Source organism: Acinetobacter sp. R933-2, from assembly GCF_030325485.1.
Lineage (GTDB): Bacteria > Pseudomonadota > Gammaproteobacteria > Pseudomonadales > Moraxellaceae > Acinetobacter > Acinetobacter sichuanensis.
In genome coordinates, this window is the sequence record NZ_JACAIJ010000007.1 from 121298 (window position 1) to 136771 (window position 15474).

The following is a 15474-nucleotide window of genomic DNA, read 5'->3' on the forward strand; positions in this document are numbered from 1 at the left end:
TATGAGGCGCTGTATCTCTAGATCAATGCTATTTTTGGTCGGTCTTATATACCCAAGTCAGTACATAATCTTCCTGTATCTCCCAATAGCCCTCATACTCTTGAACCAATTGAAATTTATTCTGAATTTCATTTGAAAACTTTAATTTAACACATCGGCTTGGTAATGAAATTTCAGTAATCGCCGCATCTAGAAAATCAATATAGTGTTTAACTTCAGGATAAACGGCTTTATACAAGCTTTCCTTAAGGGAAAAAACCAAAGTCAAAAATTGCTGAAAACTTAATTCTGATTTTATCTCATCCCAAATTTTATAATCTTGATGGTTCAGAATCAGATGCTGACCCTCTGTAATCAAAGCCTCACTGACCCAATGTTCAATATCAATACCCAAATAAGCTGTAGATGCCGATACCACGACTACAATCTGATTTTTCGAATGGCTAATACTACCTCGAAATGGTGGAGTCCACTGTGGTAATCGCTGCGAAAGTGAAGTCACTCCTTCATAAACCTCATAATACTGCATCAGTATTGCCTGTATTAAAATTCGCCCACTATAAAACTCACTCAGCCGTGTTGATACAGCTTGCTCTAGATATTTTGGTGGTATGATATTTTTAAAAAGATGCACATCAATATGTTCTAAATCCAACTGGTAACAGACGCAGTCCTGCATCAGCTCAAGTTTTTGTGCATGTTCAAATACGTAATCGGTAAAATACTTTTGAAAATATAATGGCTCATTCATTGAAAATACAAAATAAGTTGAAGGTTCACAAAGGACGTCATTGTTAAAGGAAATTTAAATAGGATTCATCATTAGATATGCTAGTAAATAGTATTAAATTTCATTTGTAAATGATTATCAATTATATATACTGTCTAGCAAATAAACAATCGCTTATGATTTATCATCCTTATGAAAACGTTCGGAATCATACTTACGCTCTTAGGCACCTTCAGTATTTATTGCAGTCATTACAATCAAAATTTACTCGCATCTCCGCTTCCCAAGATTTTCAAAATAATTGGTCTTGGATTGCTGTTGCTCGCACTCATTGTGCTGTTAATCAGTTTGCCTAAAGTCGTCGCCTGCTTTGTTTGGGTCGTGTTAATGATCTTGGTTTGGTCGCATATTCCATTTATTACACTCTTTAAACGCAGGTTAAACCCATGAAAAATAAAATTGAAAAGACCATCCAACCAGACTGGTGGTCTAAATCTTTCGCTGGGGCAATCTTTGGATTAAGTTTGGCGATCGCTTTAGGAAATTTAATCGTGGTGATTGGCAAACACTTTATTGCAATGGATTTATTGGTGCAGCTCGCCATGTGGAGTATTCCTTGGTTATGGATGCCACTACTTTTCATCAGTTTTTTATTTCACACTGGCAAAGCCGCAATTTTTTATATGGCAGCCGCCAATCTTCTTGCCTATGCCTGTCTATTTCTATTACGAGGATAATCCATGAAAGTCCGTTCCGATCTCATGAAACTCGCTAAAAGTATGCATACTTGGGTGGGAGTAAGTTCAGGAATTTTACTCTTCATTTGCTTCTTTGCAGGTGGTTTGAGTATGTTTCAACATCAAATTAGCCAATGGGCAACCCCGCAGGAGCAGATCTTATCTGCAATTAAACCTGAACAATATCAGCAACTCATTCAACAAGTTCAAGCTCAATATCCAGCAACGGAAAAGTCCTTTACTTTAAATCTTCGTTCGACAGAACATCAATATGCCCCATTACTATGGAAAGAATCTAAACGTAATGAGGGTTTTAATATTGCACAAAGCACATGGCTTGCCAGTTTAGACTCACAAGGTCAATTAATTACACAGCAGACCAATCTTTCCAAAGCGGGTTGGCTCATTGAACAATTACATGAAACAGCTGGTATCCCCGGAATGGCTGGTCACCATGGATTTGGCGTCTATGTCATGGGTGTGGTTGCCATTTTATATTTTTTGGCGCTCATGACAGGTCTGCTTCTACTCTTGCCGACTTTGGTTAAAGATTATTTTGCAGTCCGCCCCGGCAAAAATAAAAAGCGTTTTTGGTTGGATACACATAATGTGGTTGGGATTACCAGTCTGCCCTTTCACATCATTATTTGCATTTCGGTTATTGTTTTTGCATTTCATGATTTCTTTTATGACTCGATTGGACAGCTTGCACTTAAAGGCAAACCTGTGTTTAGTCCAAGCAAGCAAGAGCAAATATATATTCCTTCAACTCAACTCGATATTGATAAAATTTTGGCACAAGCAAAAAAAATCGCTCCTGAATATGCTGTCGATTACATTGAGTTTAATAATTTAGATCAACCTCAAAAGGCTTCAGCTCGTATCGCTTTATATAGCAGCGAACAAATGCTGCGTGGTGCATCCAATGATTTTATGCGCATGCATCCCTACCAAGTTGAAAAGTTTAATTATAGCGGAATCAATACTCAAACCGATGCAGGTAACAAACTCATTAATGCCATGTTCAGCTTACATTTTGGCAGTTTTGGTGGTGATACCGTACGTTGGATTTATTTTATTTTTGGCATGGGCGGCGCATTTTTATTTTATTCTGGCAATATTCTATGGATTGAAACACGGGCTAAAAAGCAAAAACGCGCTCAAGACCCAATTCCTACACAGCGTAAAGATGTTACATTCTTTGCTAATCTCACGATTGGCACATGTTTGGGCTGTATTTTAGCCATTACAGGGACGCTTCTATTCAGCCGTTGGTTCTATGCCATCTTAGATATTTCTAGCATGAATCATTTCTTTATGTATAGCTATTACAGTATTTTTCTGATCTGTACTGCCTATGCTTTTGTTATCGGGTATGCCAAAGCTCTACCACACTTACTCGCCGCTATTGCGATCAGTTTAGCTCTCATTCCATTGACCTCATTATTTGCATTTCTCATCCCACATACTGGGGTTTGGCTGCATCATAATATGGTGATTTGGATTGATATCATCGCGTTCTGTACTGCACTCATGTTTATGCGCTTTTATCAACAAGCACAAGATCGCGCTAAAATAGCGAGCGCAGGTTCACTCTGGGCACCATAAACTTATCATCTTAAGCATAATCGTGATTACACGGTCATCATGATTTATGCTTAAGATAGATTCTGACCAAAACTCTATGCACATATACCCATTTTAGGATAATGCTGATCAGTCAAGAGATGTTTGTTTGATGATTAGCATTCATACTCAATCCAAGAAATTTTCTATCTGACCTGAGTTATAATGTATTTTTCTCAAATATGATTAATCCAATATGAGCACCTCTAATGACCCTTTACATGGCAAAAAACTTGCTGATATTTTAGATGAATTACTAGACTACTATGGTGGCTTTGAAGGCTTAAGTCGTAAAATTGAAATTAGATGTTTTTGCATAGACCCAAGCGTTAAATCATCATTGCGATTCTTGCGTACCACGCCATGGGCACGTGAAAAAGTAGAAAGCTTATATTTATACGTCTTACGCCAAAAGGCTAAACAGAAGTCATAATTGTTAATAATCAGATATTCCTGCTTAGCTTCGTCATATAAATTTATACCAAAGTGTAGATGAGATTGATTGAGCATTGATATGTTGGTTATTATTGTTGATTTATACCCAAAATATAGTGCCCAAAAATCAAAGTACACTGCCCTACCTTAAATGACATCACACAAAATAAAAACACTATATATCCGTTATATATAGTGTTTATTAAAATACTATTTATGTTGTTTCAAGTATTTTATGTCGGTGACTTTTCATCAAGTTGGTTATTCAGGTAGGGTATGAAAATGTCAGTTTTTTTATACGATTATTTAATCAGCATTTTTCAACCACCCCTGCTGCATGGCGTGACATAAATTGTTAAATTTCCATCATCTGATCAACCTGAGTCATCTAGTCAATTTTAGATCAACACTTTAACTTCATTCAAACATATCTATATGAATTTCAAATAGATTTATATTTATTTATGCTATTTACACCCTATATATGGGAATCTTATTCCCTTATTAAAGCTTTATGATGAGGACATGTAGCAAAATAGAGTAAAATATGACTGATTTAGTTCTCCCTCCCCACTTGGCACAGCATCGTGCATTTACACGTGTTTTTCAGCCAAATAAACTTAGTTTTGGCTTGATCGCCCCTTTTAAAGGCTATGCAGACAGCCCTATACCTGATATGTCCGATCATGCCGAACTTGCAAAAATGGCAGATAAAGGCGGGATTTCAGCTTTATGGATCAGAGATGTCCCATTCTATGATCCAAATTTTGGAGATGTAGCACAAATCTATGATCCTTTTGTAGACTTAGGTTATCTAGCAGCGATCACTGAAAATATTACTTTAGGTACAGCAGGTATCGTTTCGCCATTACGTAATCCTGTGCTCACCGCAAAACAAGCCACCTCTGTAGACCAACTCTCAGGTGGGCGCTTTCTCTTAGGCATGTCTAGTGGTGATCGTCCTGTAGAATATCCTGCTTTCGATTGTGAGTTTGAAAATCGTGCAGAACGCTTTCGTGAAGCATGGCACATGATTCGTACATTGACAGAAAATAAATTCCCTAAAATGACTACAGAACATCATGGTTCTTTATCAGGGCAAATCGACTTAGTTCCCAAACCGATACAAGGTCGACTGCCTATGTTAACGATTGGACGTGCACGTCAAGATATGTCATGGTTTGCCAATCAATCCGATGCTTGGATTTGGCATGGCGTCGATCCAAAACGTTCAAAAAGTATTGTACAAGAAATTGAACATCTAGGAGATGGCAGCATATGGCATCCTTTTGGCTATGCTAATTTTCTCGACTTAAGTGAAAATCCTGATGAGCCAGCACATTTGTATAATAATATTTTTTTAAGGACAGGTCGTAACGCACTGATGGAATTTTGGGAGCAACAGCGTCTAGATGGTGTCGCTCATATTACACTGAATTTAAAACCAACGCGTCGCCCTACCAAAGAAGTTTTGCAAGAACTCATCGAAGATGTTGTTCCTCACTTTAGTATTTCTACTCATTTAGAATGAGTAGATTTTATTATTGAGCTTTGTCTGAACTCAAAATACTGCTTATTGGACATAAATACCCCCCAATAACATTCATTCATAGTGATCAATTTAGACGTGAAATACCCCTATTTTGCGTCTATTCATTACGTTCCCAAGGCGGAAGATCTCCCCATTGTTCCACGAGATCATCAATAAACATACGAATACGAGGTGATAAATGTTTTTTACTTGGATAAATAATTCGAATAGGCTCATCTGTCAGCGCATAATCTTCTAGCACTGCAACGAGTTTTCCTTGATCAATCGCTTTTTTAGTTAAATAAGCAGGTAACTGAATAATACCAAATCCTAAAATAGCTGATTCCAAAATTGCATCTGAGCTATCTATTTTCATTTTTTCAGCACCATCAAAAACCCAAATTTGATGATCAATTTTAAATCGCCAGTTTTTACGTTGTGCGCTGCCATTAAAAAAAATAGTATGATGCTTGTATAAATCTTGTGGCTGCTCTGGATAACCATTTAACGCTAAATATTCAGGTGAAGCACACGTTTGCATACGCTGCCAACCAATTGTACGTGTCAAAAGCCGTGAATCTTCCTTAGGTTCACCAACACGAATACCAATATCAAAACCTTCATCAATAATATCGACAAAACGATCAGTAAATGAAATATCTGCATTTAAAGCAGACCATTTTTTTAAAAATTGATGTAATACAGGCAAAATATACTGATGCCCTAGCGAATGTGGTGCTGTAATCTTCAATGTTCCTGTCGGATGAATTCGTCGTGTTGCCATCACCTGATCAATTTCATCCAGATTTTGTAATAATTGCTGGCAGTACTCAAATAAAATACGACCGTCATCAGTCAAACTCAGACTACGTGTAGTGCGATTGAGTAAACGTACTGCCATTTGTTCTTCAAGTCGTACAATACTTTTACCAATCGCTGAGCGTGAAAGCCCTAAATGTTTACCTGCTTGAGTAAAACTGCCATATTTCACAGAACTCACAAAGGCAGATAAATCACTGATACGATTGATTTCCATACATATTACCTAGTTTAAATACAGCCCCTCAATAAGGGAAAATTATTCTACAATATTTTAATTATAATCAATTTAATCTTATTTTTTAGCAAATTTATGCATAAAAACACACAAAAACCCTTTGTGATTATTAGAGATTTCATCTAATAAATTAACTAATGCAAGAAGTCCAATCACCATCAATTTATCAACTCGCTCAAGTCTTTTGTCACCTTATTGGATGACTTTTTTATCAATAATACATGCTAATATTTTTTATTTATTGTCAATATTTATAGATTTTCATCTGTAATGCCGATGAAGCATCATGTAATAAACCACGACTTAAATACTTCTTTGTGATCCAAGTCAAAATCACAATCCAAAATAGTCATTTCACTTCTCATTCAATGTATAAGGATATACATGTTAGAAATTATATCTGTTATTTTCCCAATCTTTATAACGATTTTTATTGGCTATCTGAGTCTGTACTTTTCTATATTAAATAAAGAGGCGATGAAGGTCATTGGGCTATTTATTATTAAAGTTTCATTGCCTTGTTTGTTGTTGGTCAGTATTTCATCTCAAGATTTTCATTCGTTAATACAAATACCTTATCTCATGAGTTACGGTCTTGCGTCGAGTATCGTCTTTATTGTGACTGTATTGATTTATTTGAAGAAATTTGAAATGCCGATGAGCTATGCCGCTGTTATGGGAATGGGCGCAGCAATGTCAAATACAGGATTTATTGGCAGTGGTTTACTGTATTTATTCTTAGGAGAAAAAGCAGCGATTTATTTTGGTATGACTTTTTTAGTCGAAAATTTTATCGTTTTTTTAATGTTTCTCATTTGTCTTGAGTTAGGTCAGCAGCAAACATCCGTAAAACAAATTTTAAAATCAGGACTGATGAATATTGTTAAAAATCCATTAATTATTGCACTTATTTTAGGCTTTATATTCAGTGCTTCGCAAAGACAATTGCCTGAAATTTTACAACTTACGTTAAGATCAATAGGTCAAACTTCAGCACCGTTAGGTTTATGTGTCATTGGTGGCAGTTTATACGGTATTTCTCTCCATACTCAACAGAAAATAGCGAGAGATATTGTCATTATTGCTGGTTTAAAACTGATTATCATGCCTCTCTTGGTTTATGTTATTTTTTTAATCGTTCCAAACACTTCAAAAGAAATGATTTTTGCTGGCGTGTTACTCTCGAGTGTTTCTATGGTTGGGCTATATGCTGTTTTTGGGCAACAATATGATATGCAGAAAGTTCCTCCTATTTTACTGGTGACGACTTTATTGTCTATTGTAAGTATGAGTTTAGTGATTCATTATCTACGTGTTTAAGAAAATTCTATATAAAATAAATGATAAAAACCCTGAAATTTCAGGGTTTTATTTTTTATAAAAAGTTAAACCAAAATCAAACTAAGGACGGAAAATAATCGGGCTACCATTCATAAAACGATTAAAACGGAATAATGCTAAATCAATTTTAGGTGTTCTTTGCATGACTAAATCAGCCAGTGCCTCAGCAGCAGCAGGCGCTACAGTCAAACCATTATAAAAACCTGAACCAATAAACAAACCTGAAATGCTATCTACTTGTGATAAATATGGTAAATGATCAGGCGTTGTTGTTAAAAATCCAGCCCAACTTTCTTGCAAAGTTCTTTGATGATCTGCCGTATAGTCTGTATAACGTTGTATTGCATCATTTAAAGGTGGTGTAAAAACTTCAGGAACCAATACACGATATTTTTGTAATGGTGCTAAGCCATTTGCCTTGTAACTATGCATATTTTTATATTCAAACTTTAATGTATTAATATCAAATACAGGTGAAAATTGCCCTTGCATCGCAACCAATGCTTGCATTAATTTTGGCATGTTTTTCAACATATTCACAGTGATAGGTAAACGTACAGCAGGCGCACAAATATCGACGCTATTTTGACTAGAATAACGAACAGCAATATCACTTTCCGCTGAAATTAAAGGAAATTTTTGATTCATTTCAAATCTGTTTAGATCTATAGCTGATGACCCAACACGCGCAATACTGGCAAATGCCATAAATTGTGGTAAATCTAAACCCAAACTTTTTGCTAAATAGGGTGTCCAAGCTCCCCCAGCAAGAACAACTGAGTGACACTTTATTTCACCCAACTCTGTTGCAACGCCTATCACTTTTCCAGCTTGTGTTAGTATTTCTCCAACCGCGCAGTTTTGAAATAATTGCCCTCCTTTGGCTCTAAAAGCTTCCGCAACAGAGGAAGCAAAATGCTGAGGTTCAGCACAAGCATCACTCGGTTGATGTAATCCACCCACAAAATCTTCTTTCCAATGATATGATTTTTCTTTGAGTTCTGTCTTGGTCATTATATATCCATCAATGCCTTCAATATCTTTGACGGTATTCACCCAATCTTCTGCAGCAGCTAGACCTTCTTCAGACAAAAAACCTGTGACAGAACCTGTTTTGACATAGCCTGTAGGACCTTGTACACGCTGATCAATATCTTTCCAAAGTACTTTTGCACGTGCAACCATTTCTAATTTAACACGGTCTGAAAATAGGCTTTCGATATATCCCAAAGAACGTCCAGATGACTCGCCTGCCACGCTGCCTTTTTCACAAAGTACAACTTTTAAGCCACGTTCAACTAAAGTCAGAGCAGTTAAACTGCCTATATTGCCTGCACCAATCACGACCACATCCACTGTTTTAGGCAATACTGAGTCACTTTGTACTTTCCGTGCGCGTGATATACCCTGATCTAAACTCACTCCTCCTCTATTTTTTAAAACAGCAAAACCTGATCGTGTTAAATGTTTAAATATTTGCCCATACGCTACAGTAGAGTCCTGAATATGCCCTTGTTCGCTCATAACTGTGGCTCCAAAGTCGTACCATCACTAAATCGACTTAAACGAAAAGTATGTAAATCAGGATGCTCTGACTGTTTCAATAATAAATCACTTAACATTTCTGCCAGTGCAGGTCCCCATGAAAAACCATAACCACTTGCCATCAAAACATAAAAACCCTCTATATTATTTACTGCACTCGCAATAGGTGCATTATCCTGTGTAAAAGCGACTGTTCCACTCCAAGACTCAGTAATAGATTTTGTTTTTAAATGCGGAAAAAATTTAGACATCAATTGTTTTGATGTTTCTGCAGCAGTCAAATCAACAGCACCTGTAAAGCTCCGATGTGTTTCAAAAGGTGAGCTTTGATGATGATTCCATGTTCGTTTTATTTTCCAGTCATTGAGTGTATTTTGACCAAAATTAACTTTAACGCCTTTAGAACCACCTAACATTTTCTGAATAGGTAAAAACTTTTTATATAGTTTCATTGCATCACGGGTGATAGGTGCGCTCATCCCAGTGATCAGTCCTAATGAATATCCACCATCAATTTGTTTACGCCATGCAAAAGCACCTTTACCGCCACATCCCATAGGACTATCTTTAAAGTCTTCTACTCTTCCCATTGACATAATTACATAAAGTTGAGGAACATCAATATGATGATGTGCGCAAAAAATCCGTGTCCATGTATTAACTGCTGAAATAACCTGAGAAGTTTGAATATATCCTTTTTCAGTAAATACCCCATGCACTTTTTTTGCTTGTAGATCTAAACCACGTACCGCACATTGTGTCACAAAAATGACATCTCGCTTTTTGGCAGCCTCTGCGATCGCAGCCGTTGTGAGCACAGGTTCAATACAACCATCGGTTGGTGCAGTAATTGCACCATAACATTGACCTGAAAATTCGGTGGCAATGCGGCTGACTTCATGTGCTTGCAAAATTTTAATATCAGGATCGACATGTGACTGCACAGAGGTCAACCAATCTTGATAAGACTGAAATTCTTCGGCAGATTCTGCAAAATAAGTGATACCTTGTTCACGATAACCCAATTCGCCGATTTCTTGCTGTAACGCTCGCCATAAGTACTTACTACGTCGAGTCAGTTTTACTTTATGTTCCGAAGTGAGCAATTGAGATACCCAACCAAAAGCTTTACTAGAAGACTCGCAAGCAATTTCACCTTTGTCACATACCACAACTTTTTTGCCTTGTTTCGCTAAATAATAAGCGCTCAATACACCACAAATCCCTGCTCCAATAATGACAACATCAGCAGACTGCGGTAAAACATGCGTGCCCTTTACTTCCACAGACCTTAACACACCTAAAGCAGTGTGACGTGGCTGCGGCAATAGTTGAATTGAATTGAGTGCCGTATCAGAAATCATAGTTTTTTTCATGATCTATGCCCTTCTATACTTCAGATTTTTGTAGCGTCATCCATTCAATATGCGCTCTTATTGCTTGTTGAGCTGGGTTGAACCAGCCTTTATTTAAAGCATAATCCAGCATATGATTTAGACTCGACATCCAATGTGCATCTTGTAATTTATGTCCTGCTTGCTGTTTAATAAAATCTAGGCTCAGCTCTGCATATTCCTGATTGATCACAAGCCCTGCTTTCGCTTGGATAAAATGTTCTATGACTTGATTGACATCACCATAAGCTTCGACATGAAAGTTGTTAAAGTCATCTAGCTCTATAATTTCTATATGTGTTTCTGTTGCAATAATTTTCATATTTTCTCTCAGATTAGACGTGTATGATCTATTTGCTTGCTCTACTTGCTTGCTCTACTTGCTTGCTTTACTTGCTTAGTCTGTTCATTTTTAGACTTCACGATTTTCTTCACGAATACGGATCACTTCTTCCATGTTGTCGCCTGCTGCGATATGGTGATAAATACTGCTTTTGTTTTTCTTTAAAAATAGTGCATAAAAAAAGCCAAATACAAATGCAAACAAGACCAATAAAGGCAAATAGTTCGTCCATGCAGCTTCCATTCCTGTAATAAAGTTAAATCCCTTTAACTCGATATACATCGCCATGACTAAAAGTATGATTGAAAAAATAGGTGCGAGAAAAGTTTTCCACCAATGACCTTGGCTCTTTTTACTACGCATAAAATAGCCAACAACAGCCAAAGAAGACAAAATAAGTAATGATGTACCACTAATCGCAGCAACACCAAAACCAAGTGGACTTAGCTGACTATAAGGACTGATCCCACATGACACAGAAAAAATAATGACAACGCATGACACTGCAATTAAGGTAAATGCAGCATTTGAAGGTGCGCCATTTCGATTTAAAGTCGCAAGATAACGAGGTAAAATTTTATCGCCTGCTAAACCATTTAAATAACGCGCCATAAAATTAACAACGGCTAAAGTACAGATCATTACTCCAAGCACAGTGACAACACCAAATAAAAACAATCCTGTTTCGCCTAGCGATGCTTGAATAACCGCAATAATAAAACCAAAAATATGTTGAGATATGACTTGATCCATCAAAGTTGCTGGACTAGAAAATGAAATAAGTGCCCATGAAACGAGAAAAAAGGTTAAAGATAAAATGGTCACTGATATTGCTAAAGCACGGGGAATCATTTTTTCAGGATTACGGGTTTCGGGTGCATATAAAGCACCTGCTTCTAAGCCTTGAAAAACCAAAAATGAAAAAATAAATGCAACATGCCAATTACCATATTGAAATATATTCCATTGAATCACTTCAGGAGAAAATGTCGCTTGAATGCCATGTAAATTAATAATTCCTATCAGTAAAGCTGCGATCAGTAATAATTCACAAATAACGATCAGACCACCAATAAATGCGCTAAAATCAATCTGATTCCATACCATCACAGCAACAAAAATAACTAAGCCGACCAGACTCGTTTGCCAACTTAAATTAAATCCTAAAGATGTAACTGTTTCGCCAATCACCGCAGAACCTACAGCAAATGAACCTAAACACCCTGATACATATCCCACAACCGCGATCATGGCTGCACCTACCCCAAAAGGCTTAGCAATGCCACGACAAATATAACTATAAAAAGCTCCAGGACGGCTAATTTGACGTACCATTTCAGCATAACCAATGCAAAATAAGCCAATAATTGAACCTGCAAGTAAATAAGTTAATGCCGAAGATGGTCCACCAAAGGCAAGTCCTAAAGGCAAGGTTGCCATCACCACAGATAAGGGCGTTAAAGCGGCTAAAATAAGTACAACGATTTTCCATGTCGTCAATGTTTTTTGCGGCATGCCGACTTCTTGCACATCAGCACGAGCAAATTGATTTTCTAATGTATTGCTCATAGTTGTTCCTTCAAGCATTGATGATGAATTGCAACAAGCAAGCTTTGAAAGGGATACTGATAGGATCAGCAGATATATGACTGCAAATGGAATTAATTTAATATCAACATATTATTTGTTCATCCATGCTCATTTACTTGCTATGCAATAAAAATTGCATCCTCAATTGAATATTCTCTATTTTTTAAATATGTAAAAATCATTTTTTATACATTTTTAGATGAATTCAATCCCTTCAAAGCAAGACTTGTAGAAGATATCCGAACGTCGTCCATGCTCCATTCGGAAATTTTGATTAAATACGCTAGTCTATAAACACATTTGAGTTGTCATTCTGTATGACTGCGCCCTTATATGCCCAGACTTCAAACTCAACCTTCATACGTGAATCTACTAAACCGACGATTGTCAAAGCGGCACTTGCTGTTCGTACACCATTTAAATATTGACGTATTACAGCATCAACAGCCAAAACATCTTTCTGATCTGTGATATAGGGTCTAAACCATACAATTTGATTCAAAGCGCTGCCTTGACTTTCTAGCATCATCTTGATTTTCTCAAATGCGCTTATGGCTTGCTCAGTGACAGAAACTGAAATATGACCCTTAGCATCATGCCCACCAATACCACTGATTAAAATCCAGTCCTCATTTGCCAAAAAATGTGCAAAAGGATGAGGGGGTTCTGGTTGTGAATTTGAATGCCAAACAGCTTTATTCATGTTCTATTCCTTAACCCTGTGTCGTGTTGGTTTCTTCCCATTTTCGAATCACAGGATCTTCACCAGGAATTGCATTTTTCCAAATATCAATTAGATAACCATCACGAACAATGGCTGGGCTTGGTACATCTTTGCGACGTTTGACAGCATATTCCATTGTGGTGTCAAAACCTTGTGGAGAAGTCCGTTCATCCAATGGTTTGCCATTTTTACGAAAATGCGGCAATACTTCTTGTGAAAAAATGGTGAGGCATTTATCCAATAACCAACGTTTTTTAATACCTGTTGAAAAGTTCAATAGAACACGACCACAGCCTGTTTCTAAAATCGTTTCTTCTAATTTTTCAATCACTGTTTGTGGAGAGCCGACAACAACCCAGTTATTATCGATTAAATCTTGTAGCGTCATTTTTTTGGTATCTAAACCATAACCATTTGACAAAATAGCTTTCATTGAGTTTAACGAGGTATAACCTGGTGGAAAGGTTTCTACTGCGGATGTTTCAAAATAATTTTGGTAATCCCATAAATATTCTGCCTCTACCTCTTTACGTGCAATTTCATCGGTTTCTGCAACATGTACCTGAATCACACACGCACTTTGTTTTGGGTCTGGTTCATAGCCTTCTTTACGACATAGTTCACGAAATTTATCCATCGTTGCTTTCATTAAAGGACGATGATTCAATACAGTTTGATAGGTATAACGACGTTGCGCAGCGAGTTCTAAGGTTTCTAAAGAACCCCCACTTGGCAATAGAAAATCTACTTTATGATCTAAACGTGGCCATACATTGACATAATTTTGATTAAAAAACTTACCTCGCCATGTAAATGGTCCAGGCTCACTCAAAGCTTTCGCTAAGAGATCATGACCTTCTTTATGACGTTCACGCGCAGTTGCTGGATTCATACCTAAAGAATGGTATTGTTGACCTAAGCCCATCGGTAAGCCAACAATTAAACGTCCATGTGACATTTGACTAACCAATGCAATCTCTTCTGCCAAACGTATCGGAGACTGGTAAGCATTTAACAAAGGTCCACTCGCCACAATTTTTAAACGAGAAGTTCGGGCTGCAATATAAGCTGCTGCAACCATACCCGATGGAAAAGGGTTAATTGGTCCATTGTGCTGCTCTGTAAATGCCACTCCGTCTAAACCATATTTTTCCATACTCACCAGTACGTCCAAAGTATTTTCTAAAACGTTCTGACCTTGAATTGGATCATAATAAGTATTCGGTAAATCAATATAAATTGACTTTGATGGACGATCACCAGAGTACGGAATATTTGGATAAACGCCTTCTACTGTTCCAAAAAATTCGACATCGTGTTTAATTTTGCATGCATCTGAGTTTGATGTTGTCATATTCAATTCCTTTTTGATCTATTTTTACGCTTTTTCTATAACTTTTTGATTAAGGCTGCCAATCAATGCATCAGCTTGCTTACTTTTATTAATAAAATTGACAATGAGATCAGTCACTTCTTTTGGGTTTTCATAAACTAAAGCGTGGCTGGTAGGCGAATTTTCCACATGACTTAACGTTTTTAGCTCACTATTTGGCAATAACGCTGCATAACGAACAGGTTGTAAATTTCCTGTAATACGGTCATCTTCAGCAGCAATAATCAATGTCGGTGCTTGAACACGCTGTAAACGTCGATTGAGCTTATAGTCATAACGTGGATTCCAAAATAAAAGTGCCGATGTTACATCTTCATGAAAAGCTTGCAAAATATCTTGAACACCACCTTCTTGTGTTAATAATTCCTCATGTTCAGCCGCACGACCATTAAATAAAGCAGCCAAAGCCGCATCTGGCTGAAAACGAAATACATCAATGAAGGGTTCATCTTCAATATGAAGACCTAATGGCGTGACTAAAGTCACAGAAGCATAACGCTCAGGAAAATATACCGCTAAATTTGCAGCTAACCACGCACCTAAAGATGTGCCCACCAAATGAAAATTCGTCAGATTCATTTTTCGGAAAAAAGCATCATAATGTAAGACAAAATCTGCCCAAGAATGTTGATCATCAAAACGTGGCGTATCGCCATAACCTGGATGCTCAGGTGCAATCACATCAAATTTTTCAGCTAAAGCTTGATGTATAGGTCCCCATTGGCGTGTTCCTGCACCACCATGTAAATACACCAAAGTTTCACCCTGACCTTCACGACGATATGCGACTTCTAGCCCATCGACCTCAATAATTTTAGGTTCTGTCCAATTTTTCCATTGACGTGTCGCAAACTTTGCAGTGTCAATCTTTAGGTTTTTGATTAATTCAATTTGAGGCATGTTGAAAACTCCGAGAATATCTTGCTCACTAATCTCGGCTGAAAATAGGATTTAAACAATCACATAAAAAGGTGACAAACAAAATGACAAGTCACCTTTCAGGAGTAGTGTATTTTTTTGCAGCGTAT

Annotated in this window: 14 protein-coding genes; 5 read left to right on the forward strand and 9 right to left on the reverse strand. The window is 37.1% G+C overall.

Annotated features, from left to right (window positions below):
- Positions 1 to 28: 28 nt before the first annotated feature.
- Positions 29 to 751 carry a 4'-phosphopantetheinyl transferase family protein gene (locus tag HX005_RS10065; RefSeq protein WP_286377251.1) on the reverse strand — a complete coding sequence of 241 codons (723 nt, stop codon included), beginning with the start codon at positions 749 to 751 and terminating at the stop codon, positions 29 to 31.
- A gap of 425 nt (positions 752 to 1176) precedes the next feature.
- Between HX005_RS10065 and HX005_RS10070 the strand changes: the two genes are divergently transcribed.
- From HX005_RS10070 to HX005_RS10085, 4 genes are all read left to right on the forward strand, one after another.
- Positions 1177 to 1467 (forward strand): hypothetical protein, encoded by a 291-nt coding sequence (locus HX005_RS10070; RefSeq protein WP_107009356.1) that lies wholly within the window; start codon positions 1177 to 1179, stop codon positions 1465 to 1467.
- A 3-nt stretch (positions 1468 to 1470) separates the two neighbouring features.
- Positions 1471 to 3075 (forward strand): PepSY-associated TM helix domain-containing protein, encoded by a 1605-nt coding sequence (locus HX005_RS10075; protein ID WP_286377252.1) that lies wholly within the window; start codon positions 1471 to 1473, stop codon positions 3073 to 3075.
- A 214-nt stretch (positions 3076 to 3289) separates the two neighbouring features.
- Positions 3290 to 3526 carry a VF530 family protein gene (locus tag HX005_RS10080; RefSeq protein ID WP_107009354.1) on the forward strand — a complete coding sequence of 79 codons (237 nt, stop codon included), beginning with the start codon at positions 3290 to 3292 and terminating at the stop codon, positions 3524 to 3526.
- 549 nt (positions 3527 to 4075) lie between these two features.
- Positions 4076 to 5059, forward strand: a complete 984-nt coding sequence (locus HX005_RS10085) for an LLM class oxidoreductase (protein ID WP_286377253.1) — start codon at positions 4076 to 4078, stop codon at positions 5057 to 5059.
- Positions 5060 to 5177: 118 nt separating this feature from the next.
- Here HX005_RS10085 and HX005_RS10090 read toward each other — a convergent pair whose 3' ends face one another.
- Positions 5178 to 6095 (reverse strand): LysR family transcriptional regulator, encoded by a 918-nt coding sequence (locus HX005_RS10090; RefSeq protein ID WP_286377254.1) that lies wholly within the window; start codon positions 6093 to 6095, stop codon positions 5178 to 5180.
- A gap of 405 nt (positions 6096 to 6500) precedes the next feature.
- Between HX005_RS10090 and HX005_RS10095 the strand changes: the two genes are divergently transcribed.
- On the forward strand, positions 6501 to 7436 hold the full coding sequence (locus HX005_RS10095) for an AEC family transporter (protein ID WP_286377255.1): 936 nt from the start codon (positions 6501 to 6503) through the stop codon (positions 7434 to 7436).
- A gap of 81 nt (positions 7437 to 7517) precedes the next feature.
- On the opposite strand, the gene HX005_RS10100 is transcribed toward HX005_RS10095, so the two are convergent.
- The 7 genes from HX005_RS10100 to HX005_RS10130 form a co-directional block, all read right to left on the reverse strand.
- The gene (locus tag HX005_RS10100; protein ID WP_286377256.1) at positions 7518 to 8981 is read right to left on the reverse strand and encodes an NAD(P)/FAD-dependent oxidoreductase; all 1464 of its coding nucleotides are present in this window, start codon (positions 8979 to 8981) and stop codon (positions 7518 to 7520) included.
- On the reverse strand, positions 8978 to 10378 hold the full coding sequence (locus HX005_RS10105) for an NAD(P)/FAD-dependent oxidoreductase (RefSeq protein ID WP_286377257.1): 1401 nt from the start codon (positions 10376 to 10378) through the stop codon (positions 8978 to 8980). The genes HX005_RS10100 and HX005_RS10105 overlap by 4 nt, the downstream gene beginning before the upstream one ends.
- A gap of 13 nt (positions 10379 to 10391) precedes the next feature.
- The gene (locus HX005_RS10110; protein ID WP_286377258.1) at positions 10392 to 10718 is read right to left on the reverse strand and encodes a hypothetical protein; all 327 of its coding nucleotides are present in this window, start codon (positions 10716 to 10718) and stop codon (positions 10392 to 10394) included.
- Between the two features lie 90 nt (positions 10719 to 10808).
- Positions 10809 to 12308 carry an APC family permease gene (locus tag HX005_RS10115; protein WP_286377259.1) on the reverse strand — a complete coding sequence of 500 codons (1500 nt, stop codon included), beginning with the start codon at positions 12306 to 12308 and terminating at the stop codon, positions 10809 to 10811.
- A 304-nt stretch (positions 12309 to 12612) separates the two neighbouring features.
- Entirely contained in the window at positions 12613 to 13032 is a 420-nt protein-coding gene (locus HX005_RS10120; RefSeq protein WP_286377260.1) for a RidA family protein, read from the reverse strand.
- A 10-nt stretch (positions 13033 to 13042) separates the two neighbouring features.
- A complete protein-coding gene (locus HX005_RS10125; RefSeq protein ID WP_107009345.1) occupies positions 13043 to 14407 on the reverse strand; it encodes an LLM class flavin-dependent oxidoreductase in 1365 nt (454 codons plus the stop codon).
- Positions 14408 to 14431: 24 nt separating this feature from the next.
- Positions 14432 to 15346, reverse strand: a complete 915-nt coding sequence (locus HX005_RS10130) for an alpha/beta fold hydrolase (protein ID WP_286377261.1) — start codon at positions 15344 to 15346, stop codon at positions 14432 to 14434.
- Between the last annotated feature and the right edge of the window lie 128 nt (positions 15347 to 15474).

What these genes read in the sequence shown, in the direction of transcription:
- HX005_RS10095 (WP_286377255.1), top strand. Translation starts at nt 6,501, where the DNA reads ATGTTAGAAATTATATCTGTTATTTTCCCAATCTTTATAACGATTTTT.
- HX005_RS10115 (WP_286377259.1), bottom strand. Translation starts at nt 12,308, where the DNA reads ATGAGCAATACATTAGAAAATCAATTTGCTCGTGCTGATGTGCAAGAA.
- HX005_RS10085 (WP_286377253.1), top strand. Translation starts at nt 4,076, where the DNA reads ATGACTGATTTAGTTCTCCCTCCCCACTTGGCACAGCATCGTGCATTT.
- HX005_RS10130 (WP_286377261.1), bottom strand. Translation starts at nt 15,346, where the DNA reads ATGCCTCAAATTGAATTAATCAAAAACCTAAAGATTGACACTGCAAAG.
- HX005_RS10100 (WP_286377256.1), bottom strand. Translation starts at nt 8,981, where the DNA reads ATGAGCGAACAAGGGCATATTCAGGACTCTACTGTAGCGTATGGGCAA.
- HX005_RS10105 (WP_286377257.1), bottom strand. Translation starts at nt 10,378, where the DNA reads ATGAAAAAAACTATGATTTCTGATACGGCACTCAATTCAATTCAACTA.
- HX005_RS10125 (WP_107009345.1), bottom strand. Translation starts at nt 14,407, where the DNA reads ATGACAACATCAAACTCAGATGCATGCAAAATTAAACACGATGTCGAA.
- HX005_RS10075 (WP_286377252.1), top strand. Translation starts at nt 1,471, where the DNA reads ATGAAAGTCCGTTCCGATCTCATGAAACTCGCTAAAAGTATGCATACT.
- HX005_RS10110 (WP_286377258.1), bottom strand. Translation starts at nt 10,718, where the DNA reads ATGAAAATTATTGCAACAGAAACACATATAGAAATTATAGAGCTAGAT.
- HX005_RS10120 (WP_286377260.1), bottom strand. Translation starts at nt 13,032, where the DNA reads ATGAATAAAGCTGTTTGGCATTCAAATTCACAACCAGAACCCCCTCAT.
- HX005_RS10070 (WP_107009356.1), top strand. Translation starts at nt 1,177, where the DNA reads ATGAAAAATAAAATTGAAAAGACCATCCAACCAGACTGGTGGTCTAAA.
- HX005_RS10080 (WP_107009354.1), top strand. Translation starts at nt 3,290, where the DNA reads ATGAGCACCTCTAATGACCCTTTACATGGCAAAAAACTTGCTGATATT.
- HX005_RS10065 (WP_286377251.1), bottom strand. Translation starts at nt 751, where the DNA reads ATGAATGAGCCATTATATTTTCAAAAGTATTTTACCGATTACGTATTT.
- HX005_RS10090 (WP_286377254.1), bottom strand. Translation starts at nt 6,095, where the DNA reads ATGGAAATCAATCGTATCAGTGATTTATCTGCCTTTGTGAGTTCTGTG.